This is a genomic window from Streptococcus sp. CF8_St5-17 (assembly GCF_024295665.1).
Taxonomy (GTDB): domain Bacteria; phylum Bacillota; class Bacilli; order Lactobacillales; family Streptococcaceae; genus Streptococcus.
Genome location: NZ_JANCOU010000001.1, coordinates 262199 through 289081 on the forward strand (window position 1 = coordinate 262199; position 26883 = coordinate 289081).

Annotated in this window: 26 protein-coding genes; 4 read left to right on the forward strand and 22 right to left on the reverse strand. The window is 39.8% G+C overall.

What is annotated here, in order from left to right; all coding sequences use genetic code 11:
- Positions 1 to 14: 14 nt before the first annotated feature.
- The 10 genes from NMM19_RS01225 to rlmD all read right to left on the reverse strand — a co-directional run bounded on the left by NMM19_RS01225 (position 15) and on the right by rlmD (position 9632).
- A complete protein-coding gene (locus NMM19_RS01225; protein WP_001140424.1) occupies positions 15 to 395 on the reverse strand; it encodes a RidA family protein in 381 nt (126 codons plus the stop codon).
- Between the two features lie 9 nt (positions 396 to 404).
- Entirely contained in the window at positions 405 to 992 is a 588-nt protein-coding gene (gene yihA / locus NMM19_RS01230; protein WP_178895325.1) for a ribosome biogenesis GTP-binding protein YihA/YsxC, read from the reverse strand.
- Between the two features lie 8 nt (positions 993 to 1000).
- Positions 1001 to 2233, reverse strand: a complete 1233-nt coding sequence (gene clpX, locus NMM19_RS01235; RefSeq protein WP_006145154.1) for an ATP-dependent Clp protease ATP-binding subunit ClpX — start codon at positions 2231 to 2233, stop codon at positions 1001 to 1003.
- A gap of 31 nt (positions 2234 to 2264) precedes the next feature.
- Complete coding sequence (locus tag NMM19_RS01240) at positions 2265 to 2435, reverse strand: hypothetical protein (protein ID WP_000442253.1); 171 nt, start codon at positions 2433 to 2435, stop codon at positions 2265 to 2267.
- Positions 2435 to 2941, reverse strand: coding sequence for a dihydrofolate reductase (locus NMM19_RS01245; RefSeq protein ID WP_178895326.1), 507 nt, complete (start codon positions 2939 to 2941; stop codon positions 2435 to 2437). Before NMM19_RS01245 ends, NMM19_RS01240 begins: the two co-directional genes overlap by 1 nt.
- A 127-nt stretch (positions 2942 to 3068) precedes the next feature.
- The gene (locus NMM19_RS01250) at positions 3069 to 3587 is read right to left on the reverse strand and encodes a DNA starvation/stationary phase protection protein (protein ID WP_178895327.1); all 519 of its coding nucleotides are present in this window, start codon (positions 3585 to 3587) and stop codon (positions 3069 to 3071) included.
- 148 nt (positions 3588 to 3735) lie between these two features.
- On the reverse strand, positions 3736 to 5517 hold the full coding sequence (locus NMM19_RS01255) for an ABC transporter ATP-binding protein (protein ID WP_178895328.1): 1782 nt from the start codon (positions 5515 to 5517) through the stop codon (positions 3736 to 3738).
- Positions 5518 to 5527: 10 nt separating this feature from the next.
- The gene (locus NMM19_RS01260) at positions 5528 to 7264 is read right to left on the reverse strand and encodes an ABC transporter ATP-binding protein (protein ID WP_178895329.1); all 1737 of its coding nucleotides are present in this window, start codon (positions 7262 to 7264) and stop codon (positions 5528 to 5530) included.
- 124 nt (positions 7265 to 7388) lie between these two features.
- The gene (gene tpiA, locus NMM19_RS01265) at positions 7389 to 8147 is read right to left on the reverse strand and encodes a triose-phosphate isomerase (protein WP_178895330.1); all 759 of its coding nucleotides are present in this window, start codon (positions 8145 to 8147) and stop codon (positions 7389 to 7391) included.
- Positions 8148 to 8264: 117 nt separating this feature from the next.
- Positions 8265 to 9632, reverse strand: coding sequence for a 23S rRNA (uracil(1939)-C(5))-methyltransferase RlmD (rlmD, locus tag NMM19_RS01270; protein WP_178895331.1), 1368 nt, complete (start codon positions 9630 to 9632; stop codon positions 8265 to 8267).
- Positions 9633 to 9669: 37 nt separating this feature from the next.
- Here rlmD and recX point away from each other — a divergent pair, with 37 nt between their 5' ends.
- Positions 9670 to 10446 carry a recombination regulator RecX gene (gene recX / locus NMM19_RS01275; protein WP_178895332.1) on the forward strand — a complete coding sequence of 259 codons (777 nt, stop codon included), beginning with the start codon at positions 9670 to 9672 and terminating at the stop codon, positions 10444 to 10446.
- Between the two features lie 88 nt (positions 10447 to 10534).
- Positions 10535 to 11068: a DUF402 domain-containing protein gene (locus NMM19_RS01280; protein WP_004252157.1), complete on the forward strand. Its 534-nt coding sequence runs from the start codon at positions 10535 to 10537 to the stop codon at positions 11066 to 11068.
- A gap of 78 nt (positions 11069 to 11146) precedes the next feature.
- On the opposite strand, the gene NMM19_RS01285 is transcribed toward NMM19_RS01280, so the two are convergent.
- The 5 genes from NMM19_RS01285 to NMM19_RS01305 all read right to left on the reverse strand — a co-directional run bounded on the left by NMM19_RS01285 (position 11147) and on the right by NMM19_RS01305 (position 16563).
- Positions 11147 to 11914 (reverse strand): epoxyqueuosine reductase QueH, encoded by a 768-nt coding sequence (locus NMM19_RS01285; protein WP_178895333.1) that lies wholly within the window; start codon positions 11912 to 11914, stop codon positions 11147 to 11149.
- Between the two features lie 67 nt (positions 11915 to 11981).
- A complete protein-coding gene (locus NMM19_RS01290) occupies positions 11982 to 13181 on the reverse strand; it encodes an MFS transporter (RefSeq protein ID WP_178895334.1) in 1200 nt (399 codons plus the stop codon).
- 224 nt (positions 13182 to 13405) lie between these two features.
- Positions 13406 to 14752, reverse strand: coding sequence for an asparagine--tRNA ligase (gene asnS, locus NMM19_RS01295; RefSeq protein ID WP_178895335.1), 1347 nt, complete (start codon positions 14750 to 14752; stop codon positions 13406 to 13408).
- Between the two features lie 147 nt (positions 14753 to 14899).
- Complete coding sequence (locus NMM19_RS01300; protein ID WP_178895336.1) at positions 14900 to 16078, reverse strand: pyridoxal phosphate-dependent aminotransferase; 1179 nt, start codon at positions 16076 to 16078, stop codon at positions 14900 to 14902.
- Positions 16075 to 16563: a DUF5590 domain-containing protein gene (locus NMM19_RS01305; protein ID WP_178895337.1), complete on the reverse strand. Its 489-nt coding sequence runs from the start codon at positions 16561 to 16563 to the stop codon at positions 16075 to 16077. Before NMM19_RS01305 ends, NMM19_RS01300 begins: the two co-directional genes overlap by 4 nt.
- A 261-nt stretch (positions 16564 to 16824) precedes the next feature.
- On the opposite strand from NMM19_RS01305, the gene NMM19_RS01310 reads away from it, so the two are divergent.
- On the forward strand, positions 16825 to 17373 hold the full coding sequence (locus NMM19_RS01310; protein WP_178895338.1) for an NADPH-dependent FMN reductase: 549 nt from the start codon (positions 16825 to 16827) through the stop codon (positions 17371 to 17373).
- Between the two features lie 42 nt (positions 17374 to 17415).
- Here the strand turns inward: NMM19_RS01310 and NMM19_RS01315 are convergent, their stop codons facing one another.
- Positions 17416 to 18606: an O-antigen ligase gene (locus NMM19_RS01315; protein ID WP_178895339.1), complete on the reverse strand. Its 1191-nt coding sequence runs from the start codon at positions 18604 to 18606 to the stop codon at positions 17416 to 17418.
- Between the two features lie 211 nt (positions 18607 to 18817).
- Here NMM19_RS01315 and birA point away from each other — a divergent pair, with 211 nt between their 5' ends.
- The gene (birA, locus tag NMM19_RS01320) at positions 18818 to 19753 is read left to right on the forward strand and encodes a bifunctional biotin--[acetyl-CoA-carboxylase] ligase/biotin operon repressor BirA (protein WP_178895340.1); all 936 of its coding nucleotides are present in this window, start codon (positions 18818 to 18820) and stop codon (positions 19751 to 19753) included.
- 59 nt (positions 19754 to 19812) lie between these two features.
- Here the strand turns inward: birA and NMM19_RS01325 are convergent, their stop codons facing one another.
- From NMM19_RS01325 to NMM19_RS01350, 6 genes are all read right to left on the reverse strand, one after another.
- Positions 19813 to 21003, reverse strand: a complete 1191-nt coding sequence (locus NMM19_RS01325) for an acetate kinase (protein ID WP_178895341.1) — start codon at positions 21001 to 21003, stop codon at positions 19813 to 19815.
- A 49-nt stretch (positions 21004 to 21052) separates the two neighbouring features.
- A complete protein-coding gene (locus NMM19_RS01330; protein ID WP_178895342.1) occupies positions 21053 to 22006 on the reverse strand; it encodes a class I SAM-dependent methyltransferase in 954 nt (317 codons plus the stop codon).
- Between the two features lie 96 nt (positions 22007 to 22102).
- Entirely contained in the window at positions 22103 to 23710 is a 1608-nt protein-coding gene (locus NMM19_RS01335; RefSeq protein WP_178895343.1) for a CTP synthase, read from the reverse strand.
- Positions 23711 to 23989: 279 nt separating this feature from the next.
- Positions 23990 to 24565, reverse strand: coding sequence for a DNA-directed RNA polymerase subunit delta (rpoE, locus tag NMM19_RS01340; RefSeq protein ID WP_006150244.1), 576 nt, complete (start codon positions 24563 to 24565; stop codon positions 23990 to 23992).
- 177 nt (positions 24566 to 24742) lie between these two features.
- Positions 24743 to 25942 (reverse strand): ABC transporter permease, encoded by a 1200-nt coding sequence (locus tag NMM19_RS01345; RefSeq protein ID WP_254729672.1) that lies wholly within the window; start codon positions 25940 to 25942, stop codon positions 24743 to 24745.
- Positions 25939 to 26832: an ABC transporter ATP-binding protein gene (locus tag NMM19_RS01350; RefSeq protein WP_178895345.1), complete on the reverse strand. Its 894-nt coding sequence runs from the start codon at positions 26830 to 26832 to the stop codon at positions 25939 to 25941. The genes NMM19_RS01345 and NMM19_RS01350 overlap by 4 nt, the downstream gene beginning before the upstream one ends.
- Between the last annotated feature and the right edge of the window lie 51 nt (positions 26833 to 26883).

A 26883-nucleotide genomic window follows, 5' to 3' on the forward strand; every position in this document is an offset into this window, starting at 1 on the left:
AAACTTCAACTCGCTTATCCAATCTCTGCGATGACTTCAATTTCGACTTTTACATCGCGAGGAAGACGAGCTACTTCCACAGCTGAACGAGCTGGAAATTCCTTGTTAAAGGCTGTTTGGTATACCTCGTTAAAAGGTACAAAATCGTTCATATCACTCAAGAAGCAAGTTGTTTTAACAACATGGTCAAAATCTGTTCCTGCTTCTGCTAAAATAGCTCCAATATTTTTCAAGACTTGTTCAGTCTGTTCTTGGATTGTTTCTCCTACGATTTCTCCAGTTTCAGGAGATAGTGGAACTTGACCACTAGCGAACAAAAGGTTGCCAACGATTTTTCCTTGAACGTAAGGTCCGATTGCCTTTGGAGCTTTGTCTGTATGAATTGTTTTTGCCATATGTATTCCTCACAATTTACCTAAAATAGCATCCCAAGCTTGGTCCATTCCTGCTTTTGTTACGGATGAAAAGAGGATAAAATCATCACTTGGATCAAAGTTTAATTTCTTTTTAATAGCTGATTCGTGCTTATTCCATTTACCACGCGGAATCTTGTCTGCCTTAGTCGCCACAATGATGACAGGAATTTCGTAATATTTAAGAAATTCGTACATCTGCACATCATCTGCCGTCGGATCATGGCGAAGGTCAACGAGACTAACAACCGCTCGAAGATTTTCTCGAGTGGTCAAGTACTCCTCAATCATACGTCCCCATTTTTCGCGTTCCTTTTTGGAAACACGGGCATAACCATAGCCAGGCACATCCACAAAACGCATCTTATCATCAATGTTAAAGAAATTGAGTAGTTGTGTTTTTCCTGGTTTTCCAGAGGTACGAGCTAGATTTTTACGATTGAGCATGGTATTGATAAAACTTGATTTACCAACATTTGATCGCCCTGCAAGAGCAATCTCAGGAAGTTCATCCTGCGGATAGTGGGACTTGTTGGCTGCACTCAGCAAAATCTCAGCATTGTGTGTATTGATTTCCATAGTCACCTCTAGGCTGTCTCTAGAATTGGCTTAGCCGTTCCGTCAACTGCTTCTTTTGTGATACGAACAGTTTTCACATTTTCTTGACTTGGAACCTCAAACATAACATCTAGCATGGTTTCTTCGATAATTGAGCGAAGACCACGCGCACCCGTTTTACGTTCGATGGCTTTGTTTGCAATTTCTTGGAGAGCTTCGTCGTCAAATTCAAGCTCAACATCATCATAAGAAAGCAAGGTCTGGTATTGTTTAACCAAGGCATTTCTTGGTTCCTTCAAGATGCGAACCAAATCATCTACAGTCAACTGCTCCAAGGCTGCAAAGACAGGCAAGCGTCCAATCAACTCAGGAATAATACCGAATTTTTGAATATCTTCTGCGATGATTTCTTGCATGTAAGAACTATTTTCGTCAATAGCCTTGTTGTTTTGTCCGAAACCAATCACTTTTTCACCCAGACGCTGTTTGACAATCTCTTCGATGCCATCGAAGGCACCACCCACAATAAAGAGGATGTTTTTTGTATCCACTTGAATCATTTCTTGTTGTGGATGTTTACGTCCACCTTGTGGTGGTACACTAGCTACAGTTCCTTCGATAATCTTGAGAAGGGCTTGTTGCACCCCTTCACCAGAAACATCACGTGTGATAGACACGTTCTCGCTCTTCTTGGCAATCTTGTCAATCTCATCTACATAGATAATTCCACGTTCTGCACGTTCGATGTTAAAGTCAGCAGCTTGCAAGAGTTTGAGGAGGATATTTTCCACGTCCTCACCTACATAACCAGCCTCAGTAAGAGCTGTTGCATCTGCGATGGCAAAAGGTACATTCAAACTTCTAGCAAGAGTTTGAGCAAGGAAAGTCTTACCTGAACCTGTTGGGCCAATCATCAAAATGTTTGATTTTTGCAAATCCACATCTTCTGACTCTTCACGAGTGTCATGGAAATTGATGCGTTTGTAGTGGTTATATACAGCTACTGCCAAGGCACGTTTGGCACGATCTTGACCAATCACATAGTGGTTCAAGATGTTTAAGAGTTCGATTGGTTTTGGTACTTCAGATAAGTCTGCTAGGACTTCCTCTGCCAACTCCTCACGAATAATTTCCTGGGCTAACTCCACACACTCATTACAGATAAAAGCGTTGTTCCCAGCGATTATTTTTTTAACTTCTTCTTGGCTTTTGCCACAAAATGAGCAATAAACCATCATATCATTTTTCCTATTTGTAGGCATGATTCCCTTCCGTTCTAATTATTCATTCTCTCTAAAATAAGGTCATATAAAAAGCATGAATGCTATTCACCAAGTTTGTAAAGGCATTAAGCCAAAGTAGAGTAGCAAGTCCAAAGCGCTTTTTACGAAAAGCGTGTGTTCCAGCTACAAAACAGACAGCACACAAAAGAGCTGTAAAAAATCCAAAAATACTACGCTCCATTAGACTTCCTTTCTCTTTCTATATTCGATGGTAAAATCATAGGCATTTTTCTCATCTCTAGTATAAGATTTGCTTGCAAGAGTCTCAAAAACAGTCAAGTCAAAATCTGCTGGGAAATAAGTATCCCCTTCAACTTGAGCATGGATTTGTGTCACAATAATCTCATCGAGATAAGGTTCAAAAAGCTGAAAAATCTGCTTGCCCCCGATGATATAGAGATTTTTATCCTGGTTCTGATACCAGTCTAAAACGTCCTCAACATTTTGGAAAACCAGAGCACCCTCAATTGACTCTTCAGGGTTGCGCGTCAAAATCAGGGTCTCACGTCCTGGAAGCAATCGTCGTCCCATTCCATCAAAGGTGACACGTCCCATCAAGATGGCATGATTCAAGGTTGTTTCTTTAAAATGTTTTAACTCTGCTGGCAAATGCCATGGTAAGCGATCCTCTTTTCCGATTACACCCTTTTCATCTTGTGCCCAGATGGCTACGATTTTCTTTGTCATGCTTTCATCCTTTTTATTGATAGTTCTATTTTATCAAAAATCTTCAAAAAAGACTGTTTTGGAATGCCCTCCTGAATAGAAAAAATCCGTAGAAAACTTCTACGGATTTTTAGAAAAATTCAGTATCTTACAAACCAGGTGCTTGTCCTAATTCTGCCGCAAGCATCCAGACTGTTTTTTCAAGGTCAGCCTTAGCACCAACGAAGATATCATTAGTAACATCATCACCTTCCTCATCAGTTACATCCAATGCTTTTTGGAAGAGTGTGATGAGGTAACGATAAATAGATAGAACACGCTCTAAACTTTCTTCTACGTTACGGAATTCTCCAACTTCTTCTTCGATTTCACTGTGTTGAAGGAATTCTGTCAAAGTAGAGTAAGGTTTGCCACCAAGAGTGATCAAGCGTTCGCTGATTTCATCAAGGTAACCATCAAGGCTATTCATATATTCATCCATCTTAGGATGCCATACCATAAAACCACGTCCACGCATGTACCAGTGTACTTGATGAAGAGCGATATGCGCTACATACAAGTCTGCTACGGCTTGATTCAAGACTTCTTTCGTTTTTACTAGCGTTTCAGGAGCTGTCTTAGATAATGTTGTTACGTCTTTTAATGCATCTTTTTTCAATTCTACCATTTTTCTCACCTCATAATATTATTTTTGCAACCATATTTATTGATTACTATCTCAGTATACTACACCTAGTAGACAAAAGCAAGAAAATTAACCCATATTAAAAAAGTTGCAATAGACTGATAATTTAAGAATAGGAAGTCGTAATTTTTTAGTTGTTTTCTGCGTCTTTACCAGAAAATTGGCTTTGATAAAGGTCATAATAGAAACCTTTTGAAGCTAAGAGACTTTCATGATTTCCTTGTTCGATAATCTGTCCATCTTTCAGCACCAAAATCTTGTCCGCTTCCTGAATAGTAGAAAGGCGATGGGCGATAACAAAGCTTGTTCTCCCCTTCATCAAACGCTTCATGGCTTTTTGAATCAAGAGTTCTAGACGCGTATCGACTGATGAGGTCGCTTCGTCAAGGATTAGAATTTTTGGATCAGCCAAGAGTGCACGCGCAATAGTCAAAAGTTGCTTCTGACCAAGAGAAATATTACTTGACTCTTGGTTCATTTCCATGTTGTAACCACCAGGAAGGGTGCGGATAAAGTGGTCAACATTGGCAGCCTTAGCAGCTTCAACGATTTCTTCATCTGTTGCCTCAAGATTCCCAAAGCGAAGATTTTCCTTGATACTGCCTTCATAGAGCCAGGCATCCTGCAATACCATCCCAAACTGTCGACGATAGTCCTGACGAGACAGGTCACGAATATCTTGACCGTCCACTAAAATAGCTCCAGCAGTTACATCATAAAAACGCATGAGAAGGTTAATTAAGGTTGTTTTTCCTGCTCCAGTTGGTCCTACGATAGCCACCATCTCTCCTGGTTCAACATCCAGATTGAAATTGCGAATCAATGGTTTATTTTCCACGTATTGGAAATCAACATTCTTGAAGCTAACCTGACCTGTCAATGGTGCCAGTTCTTTCACTTCAGCAGTTTGGGCTTCTTCCTGTTCATCCAAAACTTCGAAGACACGATCAAGCGAAGACTTAGCACTTTGCATTTGTCCCGCTAATTGAGTGATATTTTGGATTGGTTGACTAACCTGCCACACATACTGAACGAAAGCTTGCATATTACCAATGGTTAAGCGTCCTGCGATAACCTGCAATCCACCTAATACTGCAACAATTAAGTAAGTTAAATCCGATACAATATGAAGGGCAGGCATCATCAAACCTGAAATGAAGCTAGCCTTGAATCCAACTTGTTGCAATTCATCCGTAATCTTTTCAAATCTCTCTTGAGATTTCTCTTCACGTCCGAAAAGTTTAAGAACATTGAAACCAGTCAAGCTTTCCTGTACAAATCCATTCATACTTCCTAGAATGGCTGCCTGCTGTTTAAAGTATGGTTGCGAACGATTCAGAATTGTTTTAGCCCCAAAATAAGTTATCGGAATCGACAAGATAACAATGATGGCCAACTGAAGATTTAGATAGAGCACCATTCCCATAACAAAAAGAATGGTAAAGACTGCATTGACAATCTGTAAGAAAGACTGTTGGAGAGCATTTGAAACAGTTTCAACATCACTGGTAAAGCGACCCAACAAATCCCCAAACTGGTGCTTATCAAAGTAGGACACAGGGATGCGATTGATTTTTTCGCTCATTTCATTTCGCAAATCCTGTATCATGGACTGCACCGCATTGGTCATAAAGTAGTTTGAATAATATGCCCCCAACTCATAGAGAAGACCACGCAGGAGATAAATCACTAGAATTACTGTGATATAGCTGGTATTGATACCTGCTCCTGCAACACCATTTGCCATGGCAAGGAGGTTGCTGGTTAACTCAGTGATAGCAAGCCCCAATACGAATGGCTCGATAACACTCATAATGACGCTGACTATTTTCAAGAAAACTGCAAAGAAAACAGAGAAACGGTAGGCTTTTAAATAACTCCATAGACGAGCTAGACTAGATTGTTGTTTCATCCTTTACCTCCTATTCTTCTGTTAGAGACGCATTTTTCAACTGCGATTCAGCAATTTCTCGATAGATGTCATTGGTTTCCATCAATTCTTCATGACGCCCACGACCAACAATTTCACCCTTATCAAGGACGATAATCTGGTCAGCATCCATGATAGTTCCAACACGTTGAGCAACAATCAATACCGTAGCATCTTGTGTCACTTCCTTGAGACGACGGCGCAAAATAGCATCTGTACGGTAGTCCAAGGCTGAGAAAGAATCATCAAAGATATAGATATCTGGACCCTTGATGACTGCTCGTGCAATCGACAAACGTTGTTTCTGACCACCTGATAGGTTGCTTCCGCCTTCTGCCAGATGCGTCGCAAAACCTTCTTCTCGACTTTCGATAAAGTCTTTGGCTTGGGCCACATCTGCTGCTTGGTGCAAGTCCTCATGACTGGCATCCTCTTTCCCGTAACGGAGATTGTCTGCGATAGTCCCAGTAAAAAGCAAGGCCTTTTGTGGAATAAATCCAATCTTCTGACGGAGTGATTTGAGACGGTAATCCCGGACATCAACACCATCGACCTTGATTTTCCCTAGCGTAACATCGTAGAAACGAGGAATCAATTGAACTAGAGTAGACTTACCTGACCCAGTTGAACCGATAAATGCAATGGTTTCTCCCGGTTTAGCAGTGAAGGAAATATTATGCAAAACAGGGCTTTCTGTTTCCCCAGGATAGGCAAAGGTCACATTATCAAATTCTAAATAACCATGAGTTTCTGTTTCTTGAATTCCACCCTCGTTTGGATCAATGGAAATTGGCATATCCATGATTTCTTTCAAACGCTCACTAGATACAGCTGTTCTAGGATACATGGTGAAGAGGTTTGATAAGAATAGGAAGGACAAGAGAGCATGGAAACTATACTCGATGAAGGCTACCAAATCACCAATCTGCAAACTGCCGTGCTTGAGGGGATCAAGGGCAAACCAAACGATAGCCACAATCATAGCGATAATGATTTGCACAAATAGCGGTTCTGTCAAACCTGTCAATTTGAATAAACGATTCGAATTGTCCGCATAGATAGCATTTTTCTCTTCAAAACGTTTTTCTTGGAAGTCTTCACGAGCAAAGGCACGTATGACACGCAAGCCCATCAAATTCTCACGGACATACTGATTAATCTTATCCAGTGTTTTCTGTTGCTTTTCAGATAAGGGGCGAGTTTTGACCGCCACATAAATGACTACTACAGCCAGAAAAGGTACGGAAAAAGCGACGATCCAGGCTAGTGAAGGACTCGTCAAGAAAATCATGAGAATACTCGACAGCATCATCATGGGAGTGATAACACCCAACTTAAGCGTTTGTTCCGCAAACTGCATGAGGACAAAGGCATCACTGGTGATACGAGTAACTAGTGAAGACACACCAATTTGTTCATATTCGTGATGAGAATACTCCTGTAACTTAGCATAGACATCATTTCGCATTTCCTTAACCATATTGGTAGTCAGTTTACTAGCAGCATAGGCTAGAACAATCCGCCCACATGTTCCCAAGACGATTATGACCAACATGACAATAGCCCAAAAATAGAGCTTATCCTTGTCTCCTTGGTTGATTCCCTGGTCAATCATGCGGGCCAGAACAGTCGGTAGTCCAAGATTGACAATAACAAAGAAAATAGCTCCAAGGAAGTCTAAAACTAGCCATTTGGGATAACGTTTGAGATAAGACCAAATATAAAGCATAATTCTCCTTTCTTTTTCATTCAAAATGCAGAAAAGAGCGTGCTTACGCACGCCTTTTTACTAAAAAGAAGACAGGCAGTCTTAACCTCGAGAGAGGGAACTGTCTGTCTCAGATATTTGAGGCTTATTTTACAAAGTCAAGCAATGCCAAGAAGCTTTCTGGATCAAGTGATGCACCACCAACTAGAGCTCCATCAACGTCTGGACAAGCCATGTATTCAGCAACGTTTTCAGGTTTTACTGAACCACCGTATTGAACACGTACTTTATCAGCAACTTCTTGACCAAAGTCAGCTGCTACAACGTCACGAACAACTTTACACATTTTTTGTGCGTCGTCTTGTGAAGCTGATTTACCAGTACCGATAGCCCAGATTGGCTCATAAGCGATAACTGTTGCAGCTACTTGTTCTGCAGTCAATCCAGCAAGAGCAGCTGAAACTTGAGCACCTACGAATTCTGCTGCTTTACCAGCTTCGTAAGTTTCAAGGCTTTCACCACAACAGATGATTGGAAGCATACCGTTCGCAAAGATTGCTTTTGCTTTTTTGTTGATGTCTTCGTCTGTTTCGTGGAAGTAGTCACGACGTTCTGAGTGACCGATAACAACGTAGTCAGTACCGATTTCTTTCAAAACTTGTGGGCTAGTTTCACCTGTGAAAGCACCTGCATTTTCAAAGTAGCAGTTTTGAGCAGCAACTTTAAGGTTTGAACCTTTAGCAGCAGCAAGAACAGTTGTCAAGTCAACTGCAGGAGCTGCGATACCTGCTTCAACAAGGTCTGATGAAGGAAGTTTTGATGCTACAGCTTCAACGAATGCTTTTGCTTCTTCTGGGTTTTTGTTCATTTTCCAGTTACCAGCGATAAATGGTTTACGTGACATTTCACATACCTCTTTTTTCATTTTATTTTCTACTTATTTTATCATAAATATAGGGAGCTTGCAAATCTTACTCTGTAACTAAAAGTCTTCTTTTCAAAAACTTTCCAGTTATTCTTTCTATTTGGAAGCTGACTTACGCCTCGTTAATTTGACCACTGCTTCTGTTCTAGCCGTGTGTGGAAACATGTCAACGGACTGGATATAATGCAGGTCATAGACCTCCATCAATCTAACCAAATCACGCGCCAAGGTAGACACATTACAGGATACATAAACCATCTTTTCAGGAGCATATTTAACGATGGTATCCAATAGTTTGTCATCTAAGCCTGTACGAGGCGGGTCCACTATCAAAGCATCGGCGCGATAGCCTTCCTTGTACCAACGAGGGATAATTTCTTCTGCAGTTCCTGCTTCATAATGAGTATTGGTATAACCCATGCGCTTAGCATTTTCTTTGGCATCCTCAATAGCTTCTGGAATAATATCCATCCCTCTCAAACTTTTGACTTTTTTTGCAAAAGCAAAACCAATGGTCCCAACACCACAATAGGCATCGATCAGATGGTCGTCCTCAGTCACGTCCAAGGCCTTAACGGCTTCACTATAGAGAATTTCAGTCTGTTCAGGATTAAGCTGATAGAAAGCTCGGGGTGAAAGAGAAAACTCATAGTCTAATACACCCTCGCGTATACTATCCTGCCCCCAAATAATCTCTGTCTTGTCCCCATAAATCTCACTAGTTTTAGCAGTATTGGTATTGACTGCGACAGTCACTACTTCAGGATAATCCTTGACTAAATCTTTCACAAATTGAGTCAAATTCAATTGGCGATTGGTCACAATGATAATCTGGACTTCCCCAGTTTTCCGTGCTCGACGAACCATGATGGTCCGAACTCCAAGGATTTTCCGTTCATCCGTAATCGGAATTTGATGATAGGTCAAAAGCTCAGCAATGCGATTGGCAATAGCTTGTGTCTCCTTATCTTGAACCAGACAGTCCTTTAACTCGACCAAATAATGGGAATTCTGAGCATACAAACCTGCCTTGACCTGGCCCTTAAACTTTCGTGTTTGAAATTGCAGTTTAGCCCTATAATACTTTGGTTTCTGCATGCCAATAGTTGGTCTAATCTCAAAGTTTTCATAGCCAGCAGGGGCAAATTTCTTCAGAGCTTGATGGAGAAGATCTGTCTTGAATTCCAACTGCTTGTCATAGTGTAGGTGCATAATTTGACAGCCTCCACACTCATTATAAATAGTACAGTCTGGAACTACTCGAAATTTAGATTTTTTATTGACCTCAAGCAGTTTAGCCTCAACGTAGTTACGCTTGACAGAAGTCACCTGACAATAGATATCTTCACCCTTGAGGGCGCCTGGGACAAAAACGAGTGTTTTCTGGTAAAATCCGATACCTTCCCCGTTAATCCCCATGCGCTTGATTTTTAATGGAATTTTTTGTTTGACTTTTAGATTCATATCCCTATCTTATCACAAAGTACGCTATAATAGAAACATGAAAATCACAAAACTTGAAAAGAAAAAACGTCTTTATCTTCTAGAACTTGATAAGGACCAAACCTGCTACATTACAGAGGATACCATTGTTCGCTTTATGCTGACCAAGGATAAGGAAATTAGTCCAGAGGAGTTTGCAGAAATTCAGACCTTTGCACAATTTTCCTACGGAAAAAATCTAGCGCTCTACCACTTATCCTTCAAGGCTCGTACTGAAAAAGAAGTCCGAGATTATCTAAGTAAACATGAAATCGATGAGAACATCATACCCAAAGTCATCCAATCTCTAAAAGATGATAATTGGATAAATGACCGTCAATATGCCTATGCTATTATCAACTCTAATCAGCTTTCAGGAGATAAGGGAAGCTATATGCTGATGCAGAAGATTTCTCAAAAGGGAGTTGCCAAATCCATCATCCAAGAAGTCTTACAAGAATTTGATATGTCGGAAGTCGCAGAGCGCACAGCCCAAAAACTACTGAAAAAATATCAGGGTAAATTACCTGCCCGCGCTCTACAAGATAAGATTATCCAAAGCCTAACCAATAAAGGATTCTCATACTCAGAAGCCAAAACAGCCTTTGACCAACTAGATAGCCAAGTCGAAGAAGAAACTGTTCAGGAACTAATTTTTAAAGAGTTGGATAAGCAATATCGGAAATATTCACGAAAGTATGAAGGATACGAACTGAAACAACGCCTAACCCAAGTTTTAGCTAGAAAAGGCTATGATTTTTCAGATATAGCCAGCGCTCTCAGAGAATATCTTTAATTTTTTCATGGAAAAACTAAGAACTTTAAATAAAAATGTGATACAATAGTAAACGATAAACTTATAAATTGTAGAAAGTTGGTTAGTTATGAAACTTCCAAAAGAAGGCGACTTTATTACAATTCAAAGTTATAAGCATGATGGGAGTCTCCACCGTACTTGGAGAGACACCATGGTACTAAAAACAACAGAGAACGCTATTATCGGCGTCAACGACCACACACTTGTTACCGAAAGTGACGGTCGTCGTTGGGTGACTCGAGAACCGGCTATTGTTTACTTTCACAAAAAATATTGGTTTAACATCATCGCCATGATTCGTGATAATGGGATTTCCTACTACTGCAACATGGCTAGCCCTTATTATCTAGACGAAGAAGCTTTAAAATACATCGATTATGATTTAGATGTTAAAGTTTTTACAGATGGTGAGAAACGCCTCTTGGACGTTGAAGAGTATGAACGTCATAAGCGTAAGATGAATTATCCTGATGATTTAGACTATATTTTGAAAGAGCATGTTAAGATTCTTGTTGACTGGATCAACAATGAACGAGGCCCCTTCTCAGAAGCCTATGTCAACATTTGGTACAAACGCTACGTAGAACTAAAGAATCGGTAAAGTTGTCAGAGGTCAGGAACAAAATCCTGACCTCGTTTTTTTTATAAGCAAAAAACCTGCCTTGAGGCAGGTTTTCCTTTAAATATCTAACTTCGTAACAGTAAATTTGATGTGGGAATAATCTTTCTCTATATCCTTATCTACCATAAAGGCTGTCGCATCCTTCTTGACCTGCACCAAGTCAATATTTTGAGCTTGAGCTGCATAGACACAGCCACAGTAACATTGGCGATAAATGTCGTACTCTTCACACATTTCTACAGAGCGTTTATAACCTTGATTTTTCTTAAAATCACTGGGAAGATAGTGAGTGGTGTAGATTTTCTGCACATCAATCCCGATACTATTGATGGTTTGTGAATTTTTATGAGGACTGATGGTTAGGGCTGAGCCAAAGTAGTCAAATCCTAAGTCCATAGCCACTTGTGCTGTCTTGTCCAAACGATAATCAAAACAGACCTTGCAACGGTCCCCGCCTTCAGGTTCTTCTTCCAAACCTCGAACCAGTTTACGATATTCATTTGGTTCATAAGGAGCTTCTAGGTATTGGACCTTATTGCCAGTTCGCTCATTGAAATTACTGACAAACTTCTTGGTCACATAGGCACGCTTGTGATACTCAGCTTTTGGATGGATATTTGAATTTGCAAAATAGATGGTCACATCCGCATACTTGGTCAAATACTCTAGAGTGTAAGTGCTACAGGGAGCACAACAGACGTGCATGAGAATAGTTGGTCTTTCTTCATTTTTTTCCCAAACTTGAACCATTTTTTGCATAACACGGTCATAGTTAATCTTTTGATTGGGATTCATCTTGCTTAGAATTTCTTCTACATCAATCATGCTCTTCTCCTTTTCTTCTTGTTATTTTATCACAAGAAGGCTCTTTGGGCAAATAGGGTTTCATGCTTTATTCAGTTATTAAGTCCTGATTTAATAGCTTGCCCATCCTTTTTAGACCAATTCTTAAGATAGGATAGGTTAATAGTAAGATAAGGCCTAGAACTAAAAAGACAGCTACAAGACCCCAACGATCAATCAACCAACCTGTCAGTGGGAAAATGACAATCATAGATAAACTAAAGAGCATGGAATTGATACTAAGCATAGTTGCTCTTACACTGGACGGTAAATAGCCTTGTAAGTCATTAAAATAGATTGGTTGATAAACTGCATAGAGTATATCGGTTAAAAGATAGACGAGAAGAAAAGCAAAGGGAGTTCCAAAAAATACCAATAGTAAGGCCAAGCCCGTTAGTGCAACAAGAGTCGGAAAAACTCGATTGCTATTCCATTTTTTACCGATTTGACTAGCTACATAAACTGCTATAAGATTTAAGCCACTACCAATCAGCATGACCAGTGAAACCTGCCATCCTGCTAAGTCACTTATTTTCTGCTGATAGTAAAAGTAAAACATGCACATGAGTGTTCCGACTAGCTGATAAGTCATCATCCAATAAAAGAGTACTGGTTTTTCATGCCATTCTTTTCGAACTTGCAGGACAATCGTTTTAAAGGTTAAGCTTTCATTTTTTTCTCTCTTAGCCATTGGTTCTTTCATCAAATAAATCAAGATTATAGAAAGAAAAGATAATCCAATAGCAATTAGATAAGTCCAAGCCAATGCTCCGTGAATAAAGAAGCCTGCCACAACTGTACCTAGGGTTCGGGTAACTTCTGCCACACCAGACAAAAAGCTCGAAATCTGAAGATATCGGTCCTTTTGACCCGCTTCAACCGCAGAATCATATAAGAAAGCGGTGCTGGTTCCCGAGTCAAAATTATAGGACCAAGCACTGACCATCATGGCAAGAGCATAGATCCAAAAATTCCCCTGACCAAACAAAATCAAGATAGAGGATACAATACTGGCCAAGCGAGCCAAATAGAGATTGGTCTTGTAGCTAAATCGATCGGCCAACATACCAGATGGGATTTCACATAAGAGACTTGTCCCATGAAAGATACTCTCTAATAGACCGATTTGCAACAAGGAAAGACCATTCTGAATGAAAAATAAAATCCAAAAACTGGTAATTCCAAAATAAGATGTAAATTCCAGTCCTGCTAGGAGTGGAATATTACCTTTGTAAGTTCTTTTAAACATTGTTTTCTCTCTTTCAATATGTAATATGATTGTTTCTAAAAGACTTACTGAGAGTTGCCTACATTTTCTCTACCTCTTTCATTTAAAGTAATACTCAATGAAAATCAAAGAGCAAACTAGGAAGCTAGCCGCAGGCTGTACTTGAGTACGGCAAGGTGAAGCTGACGTAGTTTGAATTTGATTTTCGAAGAGTATAAAAACGCCAGACGGCGTTTTTATGGCTATTAAGGTTTGATACGGTGCAACATACGTGGGAATGGAATAGCCTCACGGATGTGTTTTGTACCAGCTGCGAAGGTTACCATACGTTCGATACCGATACCAAATCCACCGTGTGGAACTGTACCGTATTTACGAAGGTCAAGGTAAAATTCATACTCTGTACGATCCATACCAAGAGATTCCATCTTCGCTACAAGGGCATCGTAATCTTCCTCACGCATGGAGCCACCGATGATTTCTCCGTAACCTTCTGGTGCGAGCAAGTCTGCACAAAGTACGCGATCTGGGTTACCAGGGACTGGCTTCATATAGAAGGCCTTGATATCTGCTGGGTAGTTCATGACAAAGGTTGGTACACCAAAGTGGTTTGAAATCCAAGTCTCGTGTGGTGAGCCGAAGTCATCTCCATGCTCGAGATGTTCATAGTCAGCGTCTTCATCATTTTCATGCTCTTGCAAGAGATCAATGGCTTCATCGTAAGTGATACGTTTGAATGGCTCTGCAATGTAGCGTTTCAAGAGCTCTGTATCACGTTCCAAGGTTTCCAAGGCTTGAGGGGCACGATCAAGAACACCTTGAAGCAAAGCTTTTACATAAGCTTCTTGCAAGTCAAGTGACTCATCATGTGTCAAGTATGAATACTCAGCATCCATCATCCAGAACTCAGTCAAGTGACGACGAGTCTTAGATTTTTCAGCACGGAATACTGGACCAAAGTCAAAGACACGACCAAGGGCCATAGCACCAGCTTCCAGATAAAGCTGACCTGATTGGCTCAAGTAGGCTGGTGTTCCAAAGTAGTCCGTTTCAAACAATTCAGTTGAATCTTCCGCCGCATTTCCTGAAAGAATTGGGCTATCAAACTTCATGAAGCCATTTTTATCAAAGAACTCATAAGTTGCATAGATAATAGCATTACGGATTTGCATGACAGCTACTTGTTTGCGAGAACGCAACCACAAGTGACGGTTGTCCATCAAGAAGTCTGTTCCGTGTTCTTTTGGAGTGATTGGGTAATCTTGAGATTCACCGATAACTTCGATGTCTGTAATATCCAACTCGTACCCAAATTTAGAACGCTCGTCTTCTTTAACAATCCCTGTCACAAAAACAGAAGTTTCTTGGCTTAGGCGTTTGATGGTGTCAAATTTTTCAAGACCTACTTCTTCTCCAAATTTTTCGATAAAGTTTGGTTTAAAAGCTACACCTTGGAAAAAGGCTGTTCCATCACGCAATTGCAAGAAAGCAATTTTCCCTTTTCCTGACTTGTTAGCAACCCAAGCACCGATAGTCACTTCTTGGCCAACGTAGTCTTTTACTTCGATAATTGTTACACGTTTTGTCATCATTTATCTTCCTTTATTCGTTTAACTTGTCCAAAGACATTATTACTCATTATTGTACCACAAATAATGGCTGATAGCTAGCTAGTTTGATAGAAATTCATAAGTTTTTAGCTACAAAAACCTCCGTTATTAAGACAGAGGTTAAGCTTCTTATTTTTCCATAAATTGGTGCAAACGACGAATGGCTTCCTTAAGAGTTTCCAAGTCTGTCGCATAGCTGAGGCGGACATTTTCTGGTGCTCCAAATCCAGCTCCTGTTATCAAGGCTAGCCCCACCTCTTCAAGGATGGCCGTTGTAAATGCTGTTACATCGGTATAACCTTTCATCTCCATGGCTTTTTTGACATTTGGGAAGAGATAGAAAGCTCCTTGTGGTTTGACAACCTCAAAGCCAGGAACTTCACACAAGAGTGGATAGATAGTATTCAAACGCTCTTCAAAGGCTTGGCGCATGATTTCTACAGAATCTTGAGGTCCAGTTAGCGCTTCAATCGTTGCATATTGAGACACTGCTGTCAAATTTGAAGTTGTTTGACCAGTCAATTTGCTCATAGCAGCAATAATTTCTGGATCACCTACTGCATAACCAACACGCCAACCAGTCATAGCGTATGCCTTAGACACTCCATTGATGACAATGGTTTGTTTACGAATAGCTTCTGACAGACTTGAGATTGGGACGAACTCATTCCCATTATAGACCAAACGACCATAAATATCGTCTGCAAGAATGAGAATATCGTGTTCAACTGCCCAGTTTCCGATGGCCAAGAGTTCCTCACGAGAATAAATCATTCCAGTCGGATTAGAGGGTGAGTTAAGAACCAAAACTTTGGTCTTACCTGTGCGAGCTGCTTCTAATTGGTCTACCGTCACTTTAAAGTGATTGTCTTCCTTGGCTTGAACAAAGACTGGAACACCTTCTGCCATCTTAACCTGATCCCCATAGCTAACCCAGTAAGGTGTTGGAATAATGACCTCATCACCTGGATTAATCACAGCCATAAAGAAAGTGTAGAGAGAGAACTTGGCACCTGTAGCAAAAGTGACTTCGTTTGCCGCCACAGAATAACCGTAATAACGTTCAAAATAGGTATTGACTGCTGCTTTTAACTCAGGCAAACCTGAAGCTACCGTATAGAAAGAAGCTCGTCCATCTCGAATAGCCGCAACAGCAGCATCTTGAATATTTTCAGGAGTATGAAAATCGGGCTGACCTAAAGTTAAGAAAAGAACATCTTTTCCTTCAGCCTTTAACTTCTTTGCTCTTGCATCACTAGCCAGAGTGACACTTTCTTCCATTTCTAATACACGCTTGGATAGTTTCATAGCTTCTCCTTTTCGATTAGGCTACCAGATTCAAAATCTACTAGATAATAGTCTCCTCCAGACTCGATTTCCCAGACGGGCTTATCAGCGTACCGCCCGAAAGTAATCTTGTCGATCTCAGTTGCTCCTTTTTCTCTGACAACTGCTTCTGCTTTTTCTTGAGAAGTACCATTTTCTAGTTGATATACGTAAATATTATTGCTACTTTTCTCTATTAAGACAGCAACTGGTTTCTGATTCTTATCTTGACCAAAAACACTATAATAGCTTTCTAAACCATTGAAGATATCAACCTGGCTAACCATTTCTAGATTTGCATACTGCTTGGCAAGTTTTTCCCCTTCGACTTTTGCAGTTTGATAAGGTTTCATACTAAGCCATACCAAATAGAGAAAGGAAGAAGTCACAACTAGAGCCAGCAAGGTTAGGCCAATAGTATACTGAAATAATAGGGAATTTTTTTCTTTTTTTTGTCTCTTTTTCACTCGTCTATTTTACCATCTATCCTAGTGAATTACAAGTGAATTAAGGGGGAGATTCTTGAACTCTAACCTACTTTCAGGCATTCAAATATAAGCTCCAACTATTGAGCTATAGGCTTTTCTTTATCTACAATCTCATGATTGATAGCTTCAAATTTAATACTTTTTATATTTTGAGCAAATTTCTTGCAAATGATTTTGCTTTGTTGTAACATATATTGTAACAACAGAGCAAATCTGAATAAAATTAAAAGGAGACATCCTATGTCTAAAAAAGTATTATTTATCGTTGGTTCATTACGCGAAGGTTCATTCAACCACCAAATGGCACTAGAAGCCGAAAAAGCTCTTGCAGGTAAGGCTGAGGTTAGCTACCTTGACTACTCAGCTATTCCTCTCTTTAGCCAAGATCTTGAAGTTCCTACACTTCCAACTGTTGCAGCTGCACGTGAAGCAGTTCAAGCTGCTGATGCTATCTGGATCTTCTCTCCAGTCTACAACTTCTCAATTCCAGGGACTGTAAAAAACTTACTAGATTGGCTTTCACGCGCAATTGACTTATCTGACACTCGTGGAGCATCTGCTCTTCAAGATAAGATTGTTACGGTATCTTCTGTAGCTAATGCAGGTCATGATCAACTCTTTGCAATTTACAAAGACCTCTTGCCATTTATCCGTACACAAGTTGTTGGTGAATTTACAGCAGCCCGTGTTAATGATTCTGCCTGGGCAGATGGTCAATTAGTCCTTGAAGATAGCGTCGCTGCTTCTCTAGAAAAGCAAGCTGAAGATTTACTTCAAGCTATTCAATAATAAAAAAGATAGTAGAAAATCTCATTTCTACTATCTTTTTGTTTATTCAACAAACTCTCCAATCATACTATGTTTTAATGGCAAACTACACATTACCAAAAGGAAGATGAAGGAGGATTGAATCCAAAAGAGGGCCAAATCAAAAATTCCATGCACAGCAACTACTGTTAAAAACGAAAGATAAAGACCAACAATCGGACGCTTGCTCGGCTCCTGACTCATATCGATTAATTTTCGGATTGGGTCTGAAGAGGCAATCCCTAATAATACCGTCCCTACTACACCGTAACTCAATATCGTATCAATGTAAATACTATGAGCATGTTCATGATAAGGAGCAAAAATACGAGGGTAAGAGTGCATATAGGTTAGGGGACCCTCACCCCAGAAGGGGTTTTGTTTGAATAAGGTCATACCCGCATTCCAGATAGATACTCGTTCTTCCATAGATGAATCGAGCGTTCCCATTCGAACTCCCAAATCACTCGAGAAGAGGAAGGCTAGACCAACACCAAATACTCCAATACTGAGCCAGAAGGCACGCCAGTTTTTAATGGTTGTGAAAAGATAAATAATCGCACCAAAGATAATGGCTGGAAAAGCTGTTCTATTTTGAGTAAAGTTGAGTCCAAACAAATTCGCAAAAATCGCGATCACTGAGAAAATTCTCAACCATCTCAATTTAGTTGTACTAATTAAGTAAAATCCAATCATAATACAGAAACAACAGATAATCCCATAATAATTAGGATTAAAGAAGGCTACCTCTGCACGGTTCTGATGCCAGACCTGCATCTTAGGTGATAAGAAAGTATAATCAAATTTCTTTACAATCTGAAAGTGCTCTAAAGCTGCGAAAACTGATGCTAGCACACTAAGCGACATAACCGATTGCAATACTAATCTGAAAAACTTAGGGGTTAAATGAGCTTGGTAATAATAAAAGAAAATTGCAAAGAGGAACATTCCTAAAGTGGAAACCATCCCCATCACATTTTGAGCTAAAAGAGAGATAACACCACTATAGCCAATAAATAAAAGCAAAATGGCATGATTAGAGAGTCGTTTTAGAATTCCCTTCATTTCTCCTGTAAAAATTAGACCTATTAAATAAGCGATAAAAATGATGATGAAAATATAAAAAGGCAAGAAAATACTTAGAATAACTGCTAGCAAGACTAGTTCTTGCTTAGACAAGCCTTTCAATTTTTCAATAATACCTATTGATTTCACAACAGATCCTTTCTCTCTGCGCTATAATGCACAGATATATAAACTATTAAAACATTTTACCATTTTTCAAATGATTTGAAAACCACTTTGTCCATGGCACCCTAACTAAAACTAGGTAAAATTTTATAGTGGGTGAAGATATCTCTTAAACCACGCATCCTTTTTTAAAAATATGGTACAATAAATCTAGTTGTTTCAGAAAGGACCTAGTATGAAATCCTACCAAGAAGTTTACAAAATCTTAGCTCATGAAACAGATTATTTAAGCGGAGAGAAAATCGCTGAAATATTAAACCTCTCTCGCACCTCTGTTTGGAAGGCTATCCAACGCCTCCAACAAGAAGGTTTAGAAATTGACAGCATCAAAAACCGTGGTTACAAACTTCTTCATGGTGACCTAATCTTACCTCAAGAAATCGAAAACAACAGCCCCATTACTGTTCAATATAAACCTATCACCAAATCAACCCAGAGTGATGCCAAGGAGGCTATGGAAGCTGGTGCCAAAGGAGATACACTCTACCTTTCAACTAGCCAAACGATGGGCCGTGGTCGATTTCAACGCCCCTACTACTCTCCAGACAAAGGGGGAATCTATATGTCTCTCCACCTCAAACCCAATCTTTCTTATCTAGATTTACCAGCTTATACACTCTTAACTTCAGCTGCTATTTATAAGGCTGTTAAAAATTTGAGCTTGATTGATTTAGACATCAAATGGGTAAATGATCTGTATCTAAATCAGAAAAAAATAGCCGGTATTCTAACTGAAGCCATCACTTCTGTCGAAACCGGCCTTGTCACAGATGTTATTATTGGTGTTGGTATCAACTTTTCTATTGCTGATTTCCCAAAAAACTTACAAGGGAAAGCTGGAAGTCTCTTCTCTCAAAATAGCCCAATCACTCGCAACGAGTTGATTGCAGAAATCTGGAAATGTTTCTACGAAACAGAGGCTGATGAGCTGCTTTACCTTTATAAAAAGCAATCAATTGTTTTAGGAAAAGAAATTTCCTTCAAAAAAGATCAAGAAATAATCACGGGAAAAGCGTGTGACATTTCGGATCAGGGCCAACTGCAGATAGAATTAGCAACTGGTGCAAAAATCTGGCTCAACAGTGGTGAGGTTTCGCTTACCAAATGGTAAACACTCGTCAACAACATAAAAATCGACCTCTCTATCGAGAAGGTCGATTTTCTTATCGTTTATTTTTTCAAACGTTCCACATCACGCGCAATAACAAGTTCTTCATCAGTTGGGATGACAAGAACACGAATTTTTGCAGCATCTGTAGAGATGTCTCCAGTTACACCAAAAACATTTTTCTCTGAATCTACATCACAACCAAACCAAGAAATACCTGAGATGACTTTCTCACGGACAAGCGTTGCATTTTCACCAACACCAGCAGTAAAGATGATAGCATCAGCTCCATTTAGGACTGCCAAGTATTGGCCAATATGTTTTTGGATACGGTCAACATACATTTCAAAGGCCAAAGCAGCATCATGATCCCCTGCCTCCATTGCAGCAATCACATCACGCATATCACTAGACTTGCCTGAAACACCCAGCAATCCTGACTCACGATTAAGAATACGACTGATATCCTCAGGCTTGTTAAAGTCCTCTGTATATTGCATTAAATAAGGAATGATAGCTGGGTCAATATCCCCTGTACGAGTTCCCATCATAACACCACCAAGTGGAGTGAATCCCATTGATGTATCGATTGATTGACCACCTTTAACAGCTGTGATAGAAGCACCATTACCGATATGGCACGTGATCAATTTCAACTCTTCAAGTGGACGGCCCAATAGTTTTGCTGCTTCTTGAGCAACATATTGGTGACTTGTTCCGTGTGCACCGTATTTACGAACTTTGTTTTCTGTATAGTACTTAGTTGGTAATGGATAACGGTATGCTTTTTCTGGCATTGTTGTGTGGAATGATGTATCAAAGACCGCTACACTTGTGATATCTGGCAACAATTCTTTGAAGGCACGAATACCAGCAGCATTTGCAGGGTTGTGCAATGGAGCAAGAAGTCCTAGCTCTTCAATTTTTTCCAAGACATCGCCTTCAACAACTGTAGACTCTTTGAAGTACTCACCACCTGCAACGACACGGTGTCCAACACCAGTAATCTCATCATAAGATTTAATAATATTAAAACGAATCAAGTCATCAAGCAAAATCTTAACAGCTAAGGTATGGTTTTCAATATCAAGAACTTGTTCTTCAGAACGACCATCAAATTTAACTGTAGAAACAGAATCCTTCAATCCGATTCGCTCAATCAAACCTTTTGCAAGTACCTTTTCTTCTGGCATTTGGTAGAGTTGCCATTTCAAGCTTGAGCTTCCAGCGTTAATTGCAATGGTTTTTGTCATAATGTTTCCCCTTTTTTAAGCGTTTTCAACTATTATATCAAAATTTATATTAGATTTCATGTTCTTGACACCAATTTTGAAAATTTTCCTTAAATTCCATCAAAATTTCAGGGTCACGAAGACTCGTAAGTGGATAAACAAATGGTTCAATCCCTTCTCCCGTCTTCTTCTGTAGAACAAAAATTGTTTTAGACTGAGCTCCGTGTGCAAAGAGATCCTCTGGTAAAGCTATGATTGCTACTAGTTGGGCTTTTTCAGTCAGCCATGATTTTAAAAGTTCACTCTGAGGGCTCGTCAAGAGGTCCGTTGGAGCTAGAAAAATCGCATAACCACCTGTTTTAAGATACTTGAGTGATTGTTCCATTAACAAATGATGAGCATAAGTATGTTCATTCTTAGCCGCTACTTGATAACGTGAGGCTGTCTGATCATCTGGATAGTAACCGACAGGCAGGTCGCTCACAATGATGTCACTTTCTTTTAATACTTGTGGACGCACTGCGTCTCCTTGGACAAAGCCCATTTGAAGATCCATTACTTCTGCCATGCTTGCCGCCAAGTCAATCAAGAGGTCATCAAGTTCTATTCCCAGGTAATCTATCTTTTTGTTCATAGACGTTAAGAAACTAGCTCCAAGAATTCCCATCCCAGATCCCAATTCCAATAAGCTCACATTTTCAGCAGGGAAAAGTTGTTCAATGATAAAAATCATCAAGTGACCAACCGCATCCGGTGTGAACTGGTGATTTGCTTGAAGAGGTTCTGTTTGCGCTGCCTTCATTAACAAAAATTGATAGGTCCGTAACCACTCCTCTTTTCGAAGTGCCAAACGTTTTAAGGCCTGGTTATTTTTTTTGACTTGCTCCAGAGCGGTTTGACCATCGAGATAGATCCCATTTTGTTCAATCAAGGCATCATAAAAGCTTGTCGCCAAATCGTTTTGAATGATTTGGACATTTTCTAGTAAATAGGTATATGCTTGTTCAATTTTTTCAAAATCCATAATCTTATCTTACCAAATTCAGAGCCGATTTTCCAGATTTTCATAATACTGAAAACAAATAAAAACCTCTGAGATGACTCTCAAAGGTTTATTCTACTATTTACTATTTTCAACAGCTGCTGTTACAAAAGCAGTGTAAAGTTCTTCTGGACGATTTGGACGACTTGAAAGTTCTGGATGGTACTGACAAGCCACAAAGAATTTGTTTTCTGGGATTTCAACAATTTCGACCAAGCGATTGTCTGGTGAAACACCTGAGAAGACAAAACCTGCTTCTTCGAACTGTTCACGGAAAGCATTGTTAAACTCATAACGGTGGCGGTGGCGACGTTGGACCACTTCTTTGTTATGATAAGCTGCTGCTGCCTTAGAACCACGTTTCAACTTAGAAGGATAAAGTCCCAAACGAAGGGTTCCCCCCTTGTCCTCAACATCAATCTGATCACGCATGATATCGATGATCGGATATTTTGTATCAGGATCAAGCTCTGCTGAATTAGCTCCTTCAAGTCCCAAAACATGACGGGCAAACTCGATACAAGTCAATTGCATTCCCAAGCAGACTCCCAACATTGGTACATCATTTTCACGCGCATAGCGAATCGCTTGAATCTTACCTTCTGTCCCACGTTGACCAAAACCACCTGGAACGATGATTCCGTCAGAGTCCGATAGGAGTTCTGCCACATTTTCAGCTGTCACATCATTGGCATTAACCCAATCAATCTTCACTTCTGCATCATTGGCATAACCAGAGTGTTTCAAAGCTTCAACTACAGAGATATAAGCATCTTGTAACTCGACATATTTACCAACAAGTGCAATCTTGACTTGTTTTTTGAGGTTCATAACCTTATCAACCATAGCTGACCATTCTGTCATATCTGCGGCAGGTGCATCAATCTTCAAATGGTCGCAGACAATTTGATCCATGCCTTGTGCTTGCAGATTAAGTGGGATTTGGTAAAGATGATCCACGTCCAAGGACTCAATAACTGCTTCTGGTGCCACATCACAGAACTGGGCTAGTTTATTTTTAATCCCTTGTCCAGCTGGCTTTTCAGTGCGGATAACCAGCATATTAGGCTGGATTCCCAAACCACGCAATTCTTTGACAGAGTGTTGAGTTGGTTTGGTTTTCATTTCACCAGCTGCCTTGAGGTAAGGAAGCAAGGTTGTGTGGATATACATGACATTATCTGCACCCACATCTGCCTTCATCTGACGAAGAGCTTCTAAGAATGGAAGGGACTCGATATCACCGACAGTTCCCCCAACCTCTGTAATAATAACATCAGAGTCTGTCGTTAAAGCAGCACGCTTGATTTTTTCTTTCAAGGCATCTGTGATATGAGGAATAACTTGGACAGTTGCACCCAAATACTCTCCACGACGTTCCTTACGAAGAACTTCGCTGTAGATTTTACCAGTTGTCACGTTTGAGTATTTGTTAAGATTGATATCGATGAAACGTTCATAGTGACCCAAGTCCAAATCTGTCTCAGCCCCATCATCAGTTACAAAGACTTCCCCATGCTGATATGGGCTCATGGTCCCTGGGTCTATATTGATATAAGGGTCAAATTTTTGAATGGTCACCTTCAAACCACGGTTTTTTAAAAGACGTCCAAGGCTCGCTGCAACGATACCTTTCCCAATAGACGACACCACTCCACCAGTTACAAAAATATATTTCGTAGACATAGATTCCTCTTTCTAAAATGCTCAAGTCCTGCTCACTAATAGGGGAGATAGGAAACAAGACCTTCATCAATAACCACAATCCAGGATAAAAATTCCCGGAAAAACAAAAATAGCTCCCTAATAACTAGGGAGCTCCGACCTCTAAAAGAGGTGCCCGAACAATATCTTACCTCAATTCGACTCATTTGTCAAATCAAATTGACTATCAGATTTTAGTATCTTACCTTCAAGTATGAACAATCATTAAAAAAACAAGGAAATTTCCCTTGCTTTTTTGTATTATTCTTCTTCGTCCTCAGAATCTTCGTCATCTTCTTCATTAAGATCGACATCTTCTCCAAGATCATCTGGTGCAATTTCGTTGATTTCAGCGTCGTATGCTTCTACTTCGTTCTTCTCATCATCTGGATTTTCATCATCATAAGAAAGAGCTGGATCTTCTTCGTAGGCATCTTCATCTTCTGGATCATCTGCGCCATAATCAATGGCATCAGCATCTCCGTCCATAAAGGCATTAACGCGTTTTTTCTTAGCTTTAGGTGCTACTTCTTCATCGTCACTTTCCTCAAGAGCAATGATTTCTTCATCAATTTCATCTACTCCATACCATGAACGAAGACCCCATTTGTTATCTCCAAGTGAGATAAAACTACCGTCAAAGTTCAATTCTGTATAGAACAAAGGTAGTGCTTCACGAATATCGCTATTAGAGGTACCAAGATAGTTTTGGATTTCATTAACCAAATCGCTAAAATGCATTTCGTGATCGCGACCACGGAGTTCCAAGATGGCACGAGCCACCTCAATCATAGATAGTTCACTTTTTTCTTGCCCAGCAAATACTTCTAATTCCAAAGCGTTTCTCCTCATTTTTTACTACTAACGCCAGAGCATATAAACTCTGGTCTCATTTTATCATGTACTCTTTATTGTACGATAATTTTCGTTATTAGTCAAAGGTTTAGAAGAAATTAATGTGAAATATTTCAGCTAATTGAAAGACCTGGGAGATACACTCTCAGGTCCACTACTTTATTTATAGCTCAAAGCTCGTTTAAAGGTTTTCCAGATGCCTAAGTCATCTGTTTGAAGAACTAAGCTAGCATACATACGGCCGATAAAGACTGTTGCAGTTACTGCAAAAATGACTGTTATAGCAAGCGAAATCCATGCTTCTAAACTACTTGCATAACCATTAATAGCTCTAAAAGGCATAAAGAAAGTTGAGATAAATGGGATATATGAGCCAATCCTCAAAACCAAATTATCTCCAGATGTTCCTAAGGCAGTTACTCCAATAAATCCTACCATAATTAAAAGCATCAAAGGCGACAAGGCTTTATCAGAGTCTTCAGGCCGAGAAACCATCGAACCTAGAAAGGCAGCCAAAACCACATACATAAAGAGACTGACTAAGACAAACAATAAGGTATTGACTGAAAAGGATTCTCCTAAGTGGTTTAAAATACCTGAATTTGCTAATAAGGGCATATCTTTAAAGAATAAGATTGCTCCAAGTCCGCCTACAATATAGATACCAATATGAGTCAAAATGACAAGAAGTAAGGCAATCATCCGTGCGTAGAAATAATGGCTAGCACGAATACTTGAAAATACCACTTCCATAATTTTTGTTCCTTTTTCACTAGCTACCTCTTGAGCAGTGACACTAGCATAGGTAATCAAAATCATATAAAGAAACAAACCTAGTCCTGCAGCCGCAAAGGTCTGAACCATCTTTTTATTTTCCTTGGCTTCATCTATCTGCTCTGTGAATTGAATTGTTTGCGCCAAACGTTTTTCCTGTTCCTGAGACAAATTTGCTTCTGAACGGTTGAGTTGGGATTGAAGTTCATTCAACTTAGCAGTCACAGCTAATTTAATGCCACTCTCTAGTGAAGTCTCTCCATAATAGACCGCCTTAAGTACACTATCTTCTTGATCAATGGTCAGATAACCTTTTATTTTCTCATCCTTGATGGCTTCTTGGGCACTAGCTTCATCCTTATAATCAAAGTTAATGCCATTTGTCGATTTGAGCTCCTCTGTTACAGCAGGGACCGAACTAACTACTGCTACTTTATTATTTTGAGCTAGAGAGGAACCTTGGAGATACCCAATTCCTCCAGACAAGCCGATAAAGAGAAATGGCGAGATTACCATAAAGAAAAAACTCCAGGATTTAACATGACGCAGATAGGTTTCTTTGATTACAACCAACATATTTCTCATACTTCCACCCCTGATTCTAGTTTAAAGATTTCATCAATTGTCGGAGCTTGCTGATCAAAGGTCGCGATATAGTGTCCTTGAGTCAAGATAGCAAAGAGCTCCTGTCCAGCATTTTCGTCATCTAGAATAAGCTTCCAAATTCCCTGCTTGGTCAAGCTAGCATGAATGACATGTGGGAGGTTTTCCAAGTCTTCCTGACTCTTTTCACTTGCAACAAAGAGTCGCGTTTTGCCGTATTGATTACGAACATCTTGGACTGGTCCATGCAAGACGACACGCCCATCACGAATCATAAGAATATCATCGCATAGCTCTTCGACATTGGTCATGACGTGGTCAGAGAAGATAATGGTTGCACCACGTTCTTTTTCTTTGAGGATGACCTGCTTAAGCAATTCGGTATTGACTGGATCTAGACCACTAAAAGGTTCATCTAGGATAATCAAATCTGGTTCATGCATTAAAGTAATGATTAGCTGAATCTTTTGTTGATTCCCTTTTGAGAGGCTCTTAATCTTGTCTGTCAGTTTCCCCTTGACTTCCAGTTTTTCCATCCATTGAGGGAGTTTTTCTTTGACTTCTTTTGCATCCATGCCTTTTAAGGTTGCAAGATAGCGCACTTGTTCGAGAACTGTCAATTTAGGCATGAGACTACGTTCTTCGGGTAGATAGCCAATCCGAGCATAGGTTTCCTGACGAATTTCCTGACCATCAAACTGAATCTCTCCCTGATATTCTAAAAATTTCAAAATACTATGAAAAATGGTTGTTTTCCCAGCTCCATTTTTCCCAACTAGACCTAAAATTCTTCCAGGCTGAGCTTGAAAGTCAACGCCAAACAAGACTTGCTTAGGACCAAAGCTTTTTTCAAGATTGCGGACTTCTAACATGTTCCACCTCCTACTAATCTTACCCTCATTATACTCCTTTTTTGGGGCATT

Bases quoted from the DNA above. Each gene is read 5' to 3' on its own strand.
- NMM19_RS01225 (WP_001140424.1), bottom strand. From the start codon at position 395: ATGGCAAAAACAATTCATACAGACAAAGCTCCAAAGGCAATCGGACCT.
- yihA (WP_178895325.1), bottom strand. From the start codon at position 992: ATGGAAATCAATACACACAATGCTGAGATTTTGCTGAGTGCAGCCAAC.
- NMM19_RS01345 (WP_254729672.1), bottom strand. From the start codon at position 25,942: ATGAGAAATATGTTGGTTGTAATCAAAGAAACCTATCTGCGTCATGTT.
- NMM19_RS01330 (WP_178895342.1), bottom strand. From the start codon at position 22,006: ATGGATTTTGAAAAAATTGAACAAGCATATACCTATTTACTAGAAAAT.
- NMM19_RS01240 (WP_000442253.1), bottom strand. From the start codon at position 2,435: ATGGAGCGTAGTATTTTTGGATTTTTTACAGCTCTTTTGTGTGCTGTC.
- NMM19_RS01255 (WP_178895328.1), bottom strand. From the start codon at position 5,517: ATGAAACAACAATCTAGTCTAGCTCGTCTATGGAGTTATTTAAAAGCC.
- birA (WP_178895340.1), top strand. From the start codon at position 18,818: ATGAAATCCTACCAAGAAGTTTACAAAATCTTAGCTCATGAAACAGAT.
- NMM19_RS01245 (WP_178895326.1), bottom strand. From the start codon at position 2,941: ATGACAAAGAAAATCGTAGCCATCTGGGCACAAGATGAAAAGGGTGTA.
- NMM19_RS01300 (WP_178895336.1), bottom strand. From the start codon at position 16,078: ATGAAACTATCCAAGCGTGTATTAGAAATGGAAGAAAGTGTCACTCTG.
- NMM19_RS01325 (WP_178895341.1), bottom strand. From the start codon at position 21,003: ATGACAAAAACCATTGCAATTAACGCTGGAAGCTCAAGCTTGAAATGG.
- asnS (WP_178895335.1), bottom strand. From the start codon at position 14,752: ATGATGACAAAACGTGTAACAATTATCGAAGTAAAAGACTACGTTGGC.
- NMM19_RS01285 (WP_178895333.1), bottom strand. From the start codon at position 11,914: ATGATTGATGTAGAAGAAATTCTAAGCAAGATGAATCCCAATCAAAAG.
- recX (WP_178895332.1), top strand. From the start codon at position 9,670: ATGAAAATCACAAAACTTGAAAAGAAAAAACGTCTTTATCTTCTAGAA.
- NMM19_RS01290 (WP_178895334.1), bottom strand. From the start codon at position 13,181: ATGTTTAAAAGAACTTACAAAGGTAATATTCCACTCCTAGCAGGACTG.
- NMM19_RS01280 (WP_004252157.1), top strand. From the start codon at position 10,535: ATGAAACTTCCAAAAGAAGGCGACTTTATTACAATTCAAAGTTATAAG.
- NMM19_RS01350 (WP_178895345.1), bottom strand. From the start codon at position 26,832: ATGTTAGAAGTCCGCAATCTTGAAAAAAGCTTTGGTCCTAAGCAAGTC.
- NMM19_RS01250 (WP_178895327.1), bottom strand. From the start codon at position 3,587: ATGGTAGAATTGAAAAAAGATGCATTAAAAGACGTAACAACATTATCT.
- NMM19_RS01335 (WP_178895343.1), bottom strand. From the start codon at position 23,710: ATGTCTACGAAATATATTTTTGTAACTGGTGGAGTGGTGTCGTCTATT.
- NMM19_RS01260 (WP_178895329.1), bottom strand. From the start codon at position 7,264: ATGCTTTATATTTGGTCTTATCTCAAACGTTATCCCAAATGGCTAGTT.
- rlmD (WP_178895331.1), bottom strand. From the start codon at position 9,632: ATGAATCTAAAAGTCAAACAAAAAATTCCATTAAAAATCAAGCGCATG.
- tpiA (WP_178895330.1), bottom strand. From the start codon at position 8,147: ATGTCACGTAAACCATTTATCGCTGGTAACTGGAAAATGAACAAAAAC.
- clpX (WP_006145154.1), bottom strand. From the start codon at position 2,233: ATGCCTACAAATAGGAAAAATGATATGATGGTTTATTGCTCATTTTGT.
- NMM19_RS01310 (WP_178895338.1), top strand. From the start codon at position 16,825: ATGTCTAAAAAAGTATTATTTATCGTTGGTTCATTACGCGAAGGTTCA.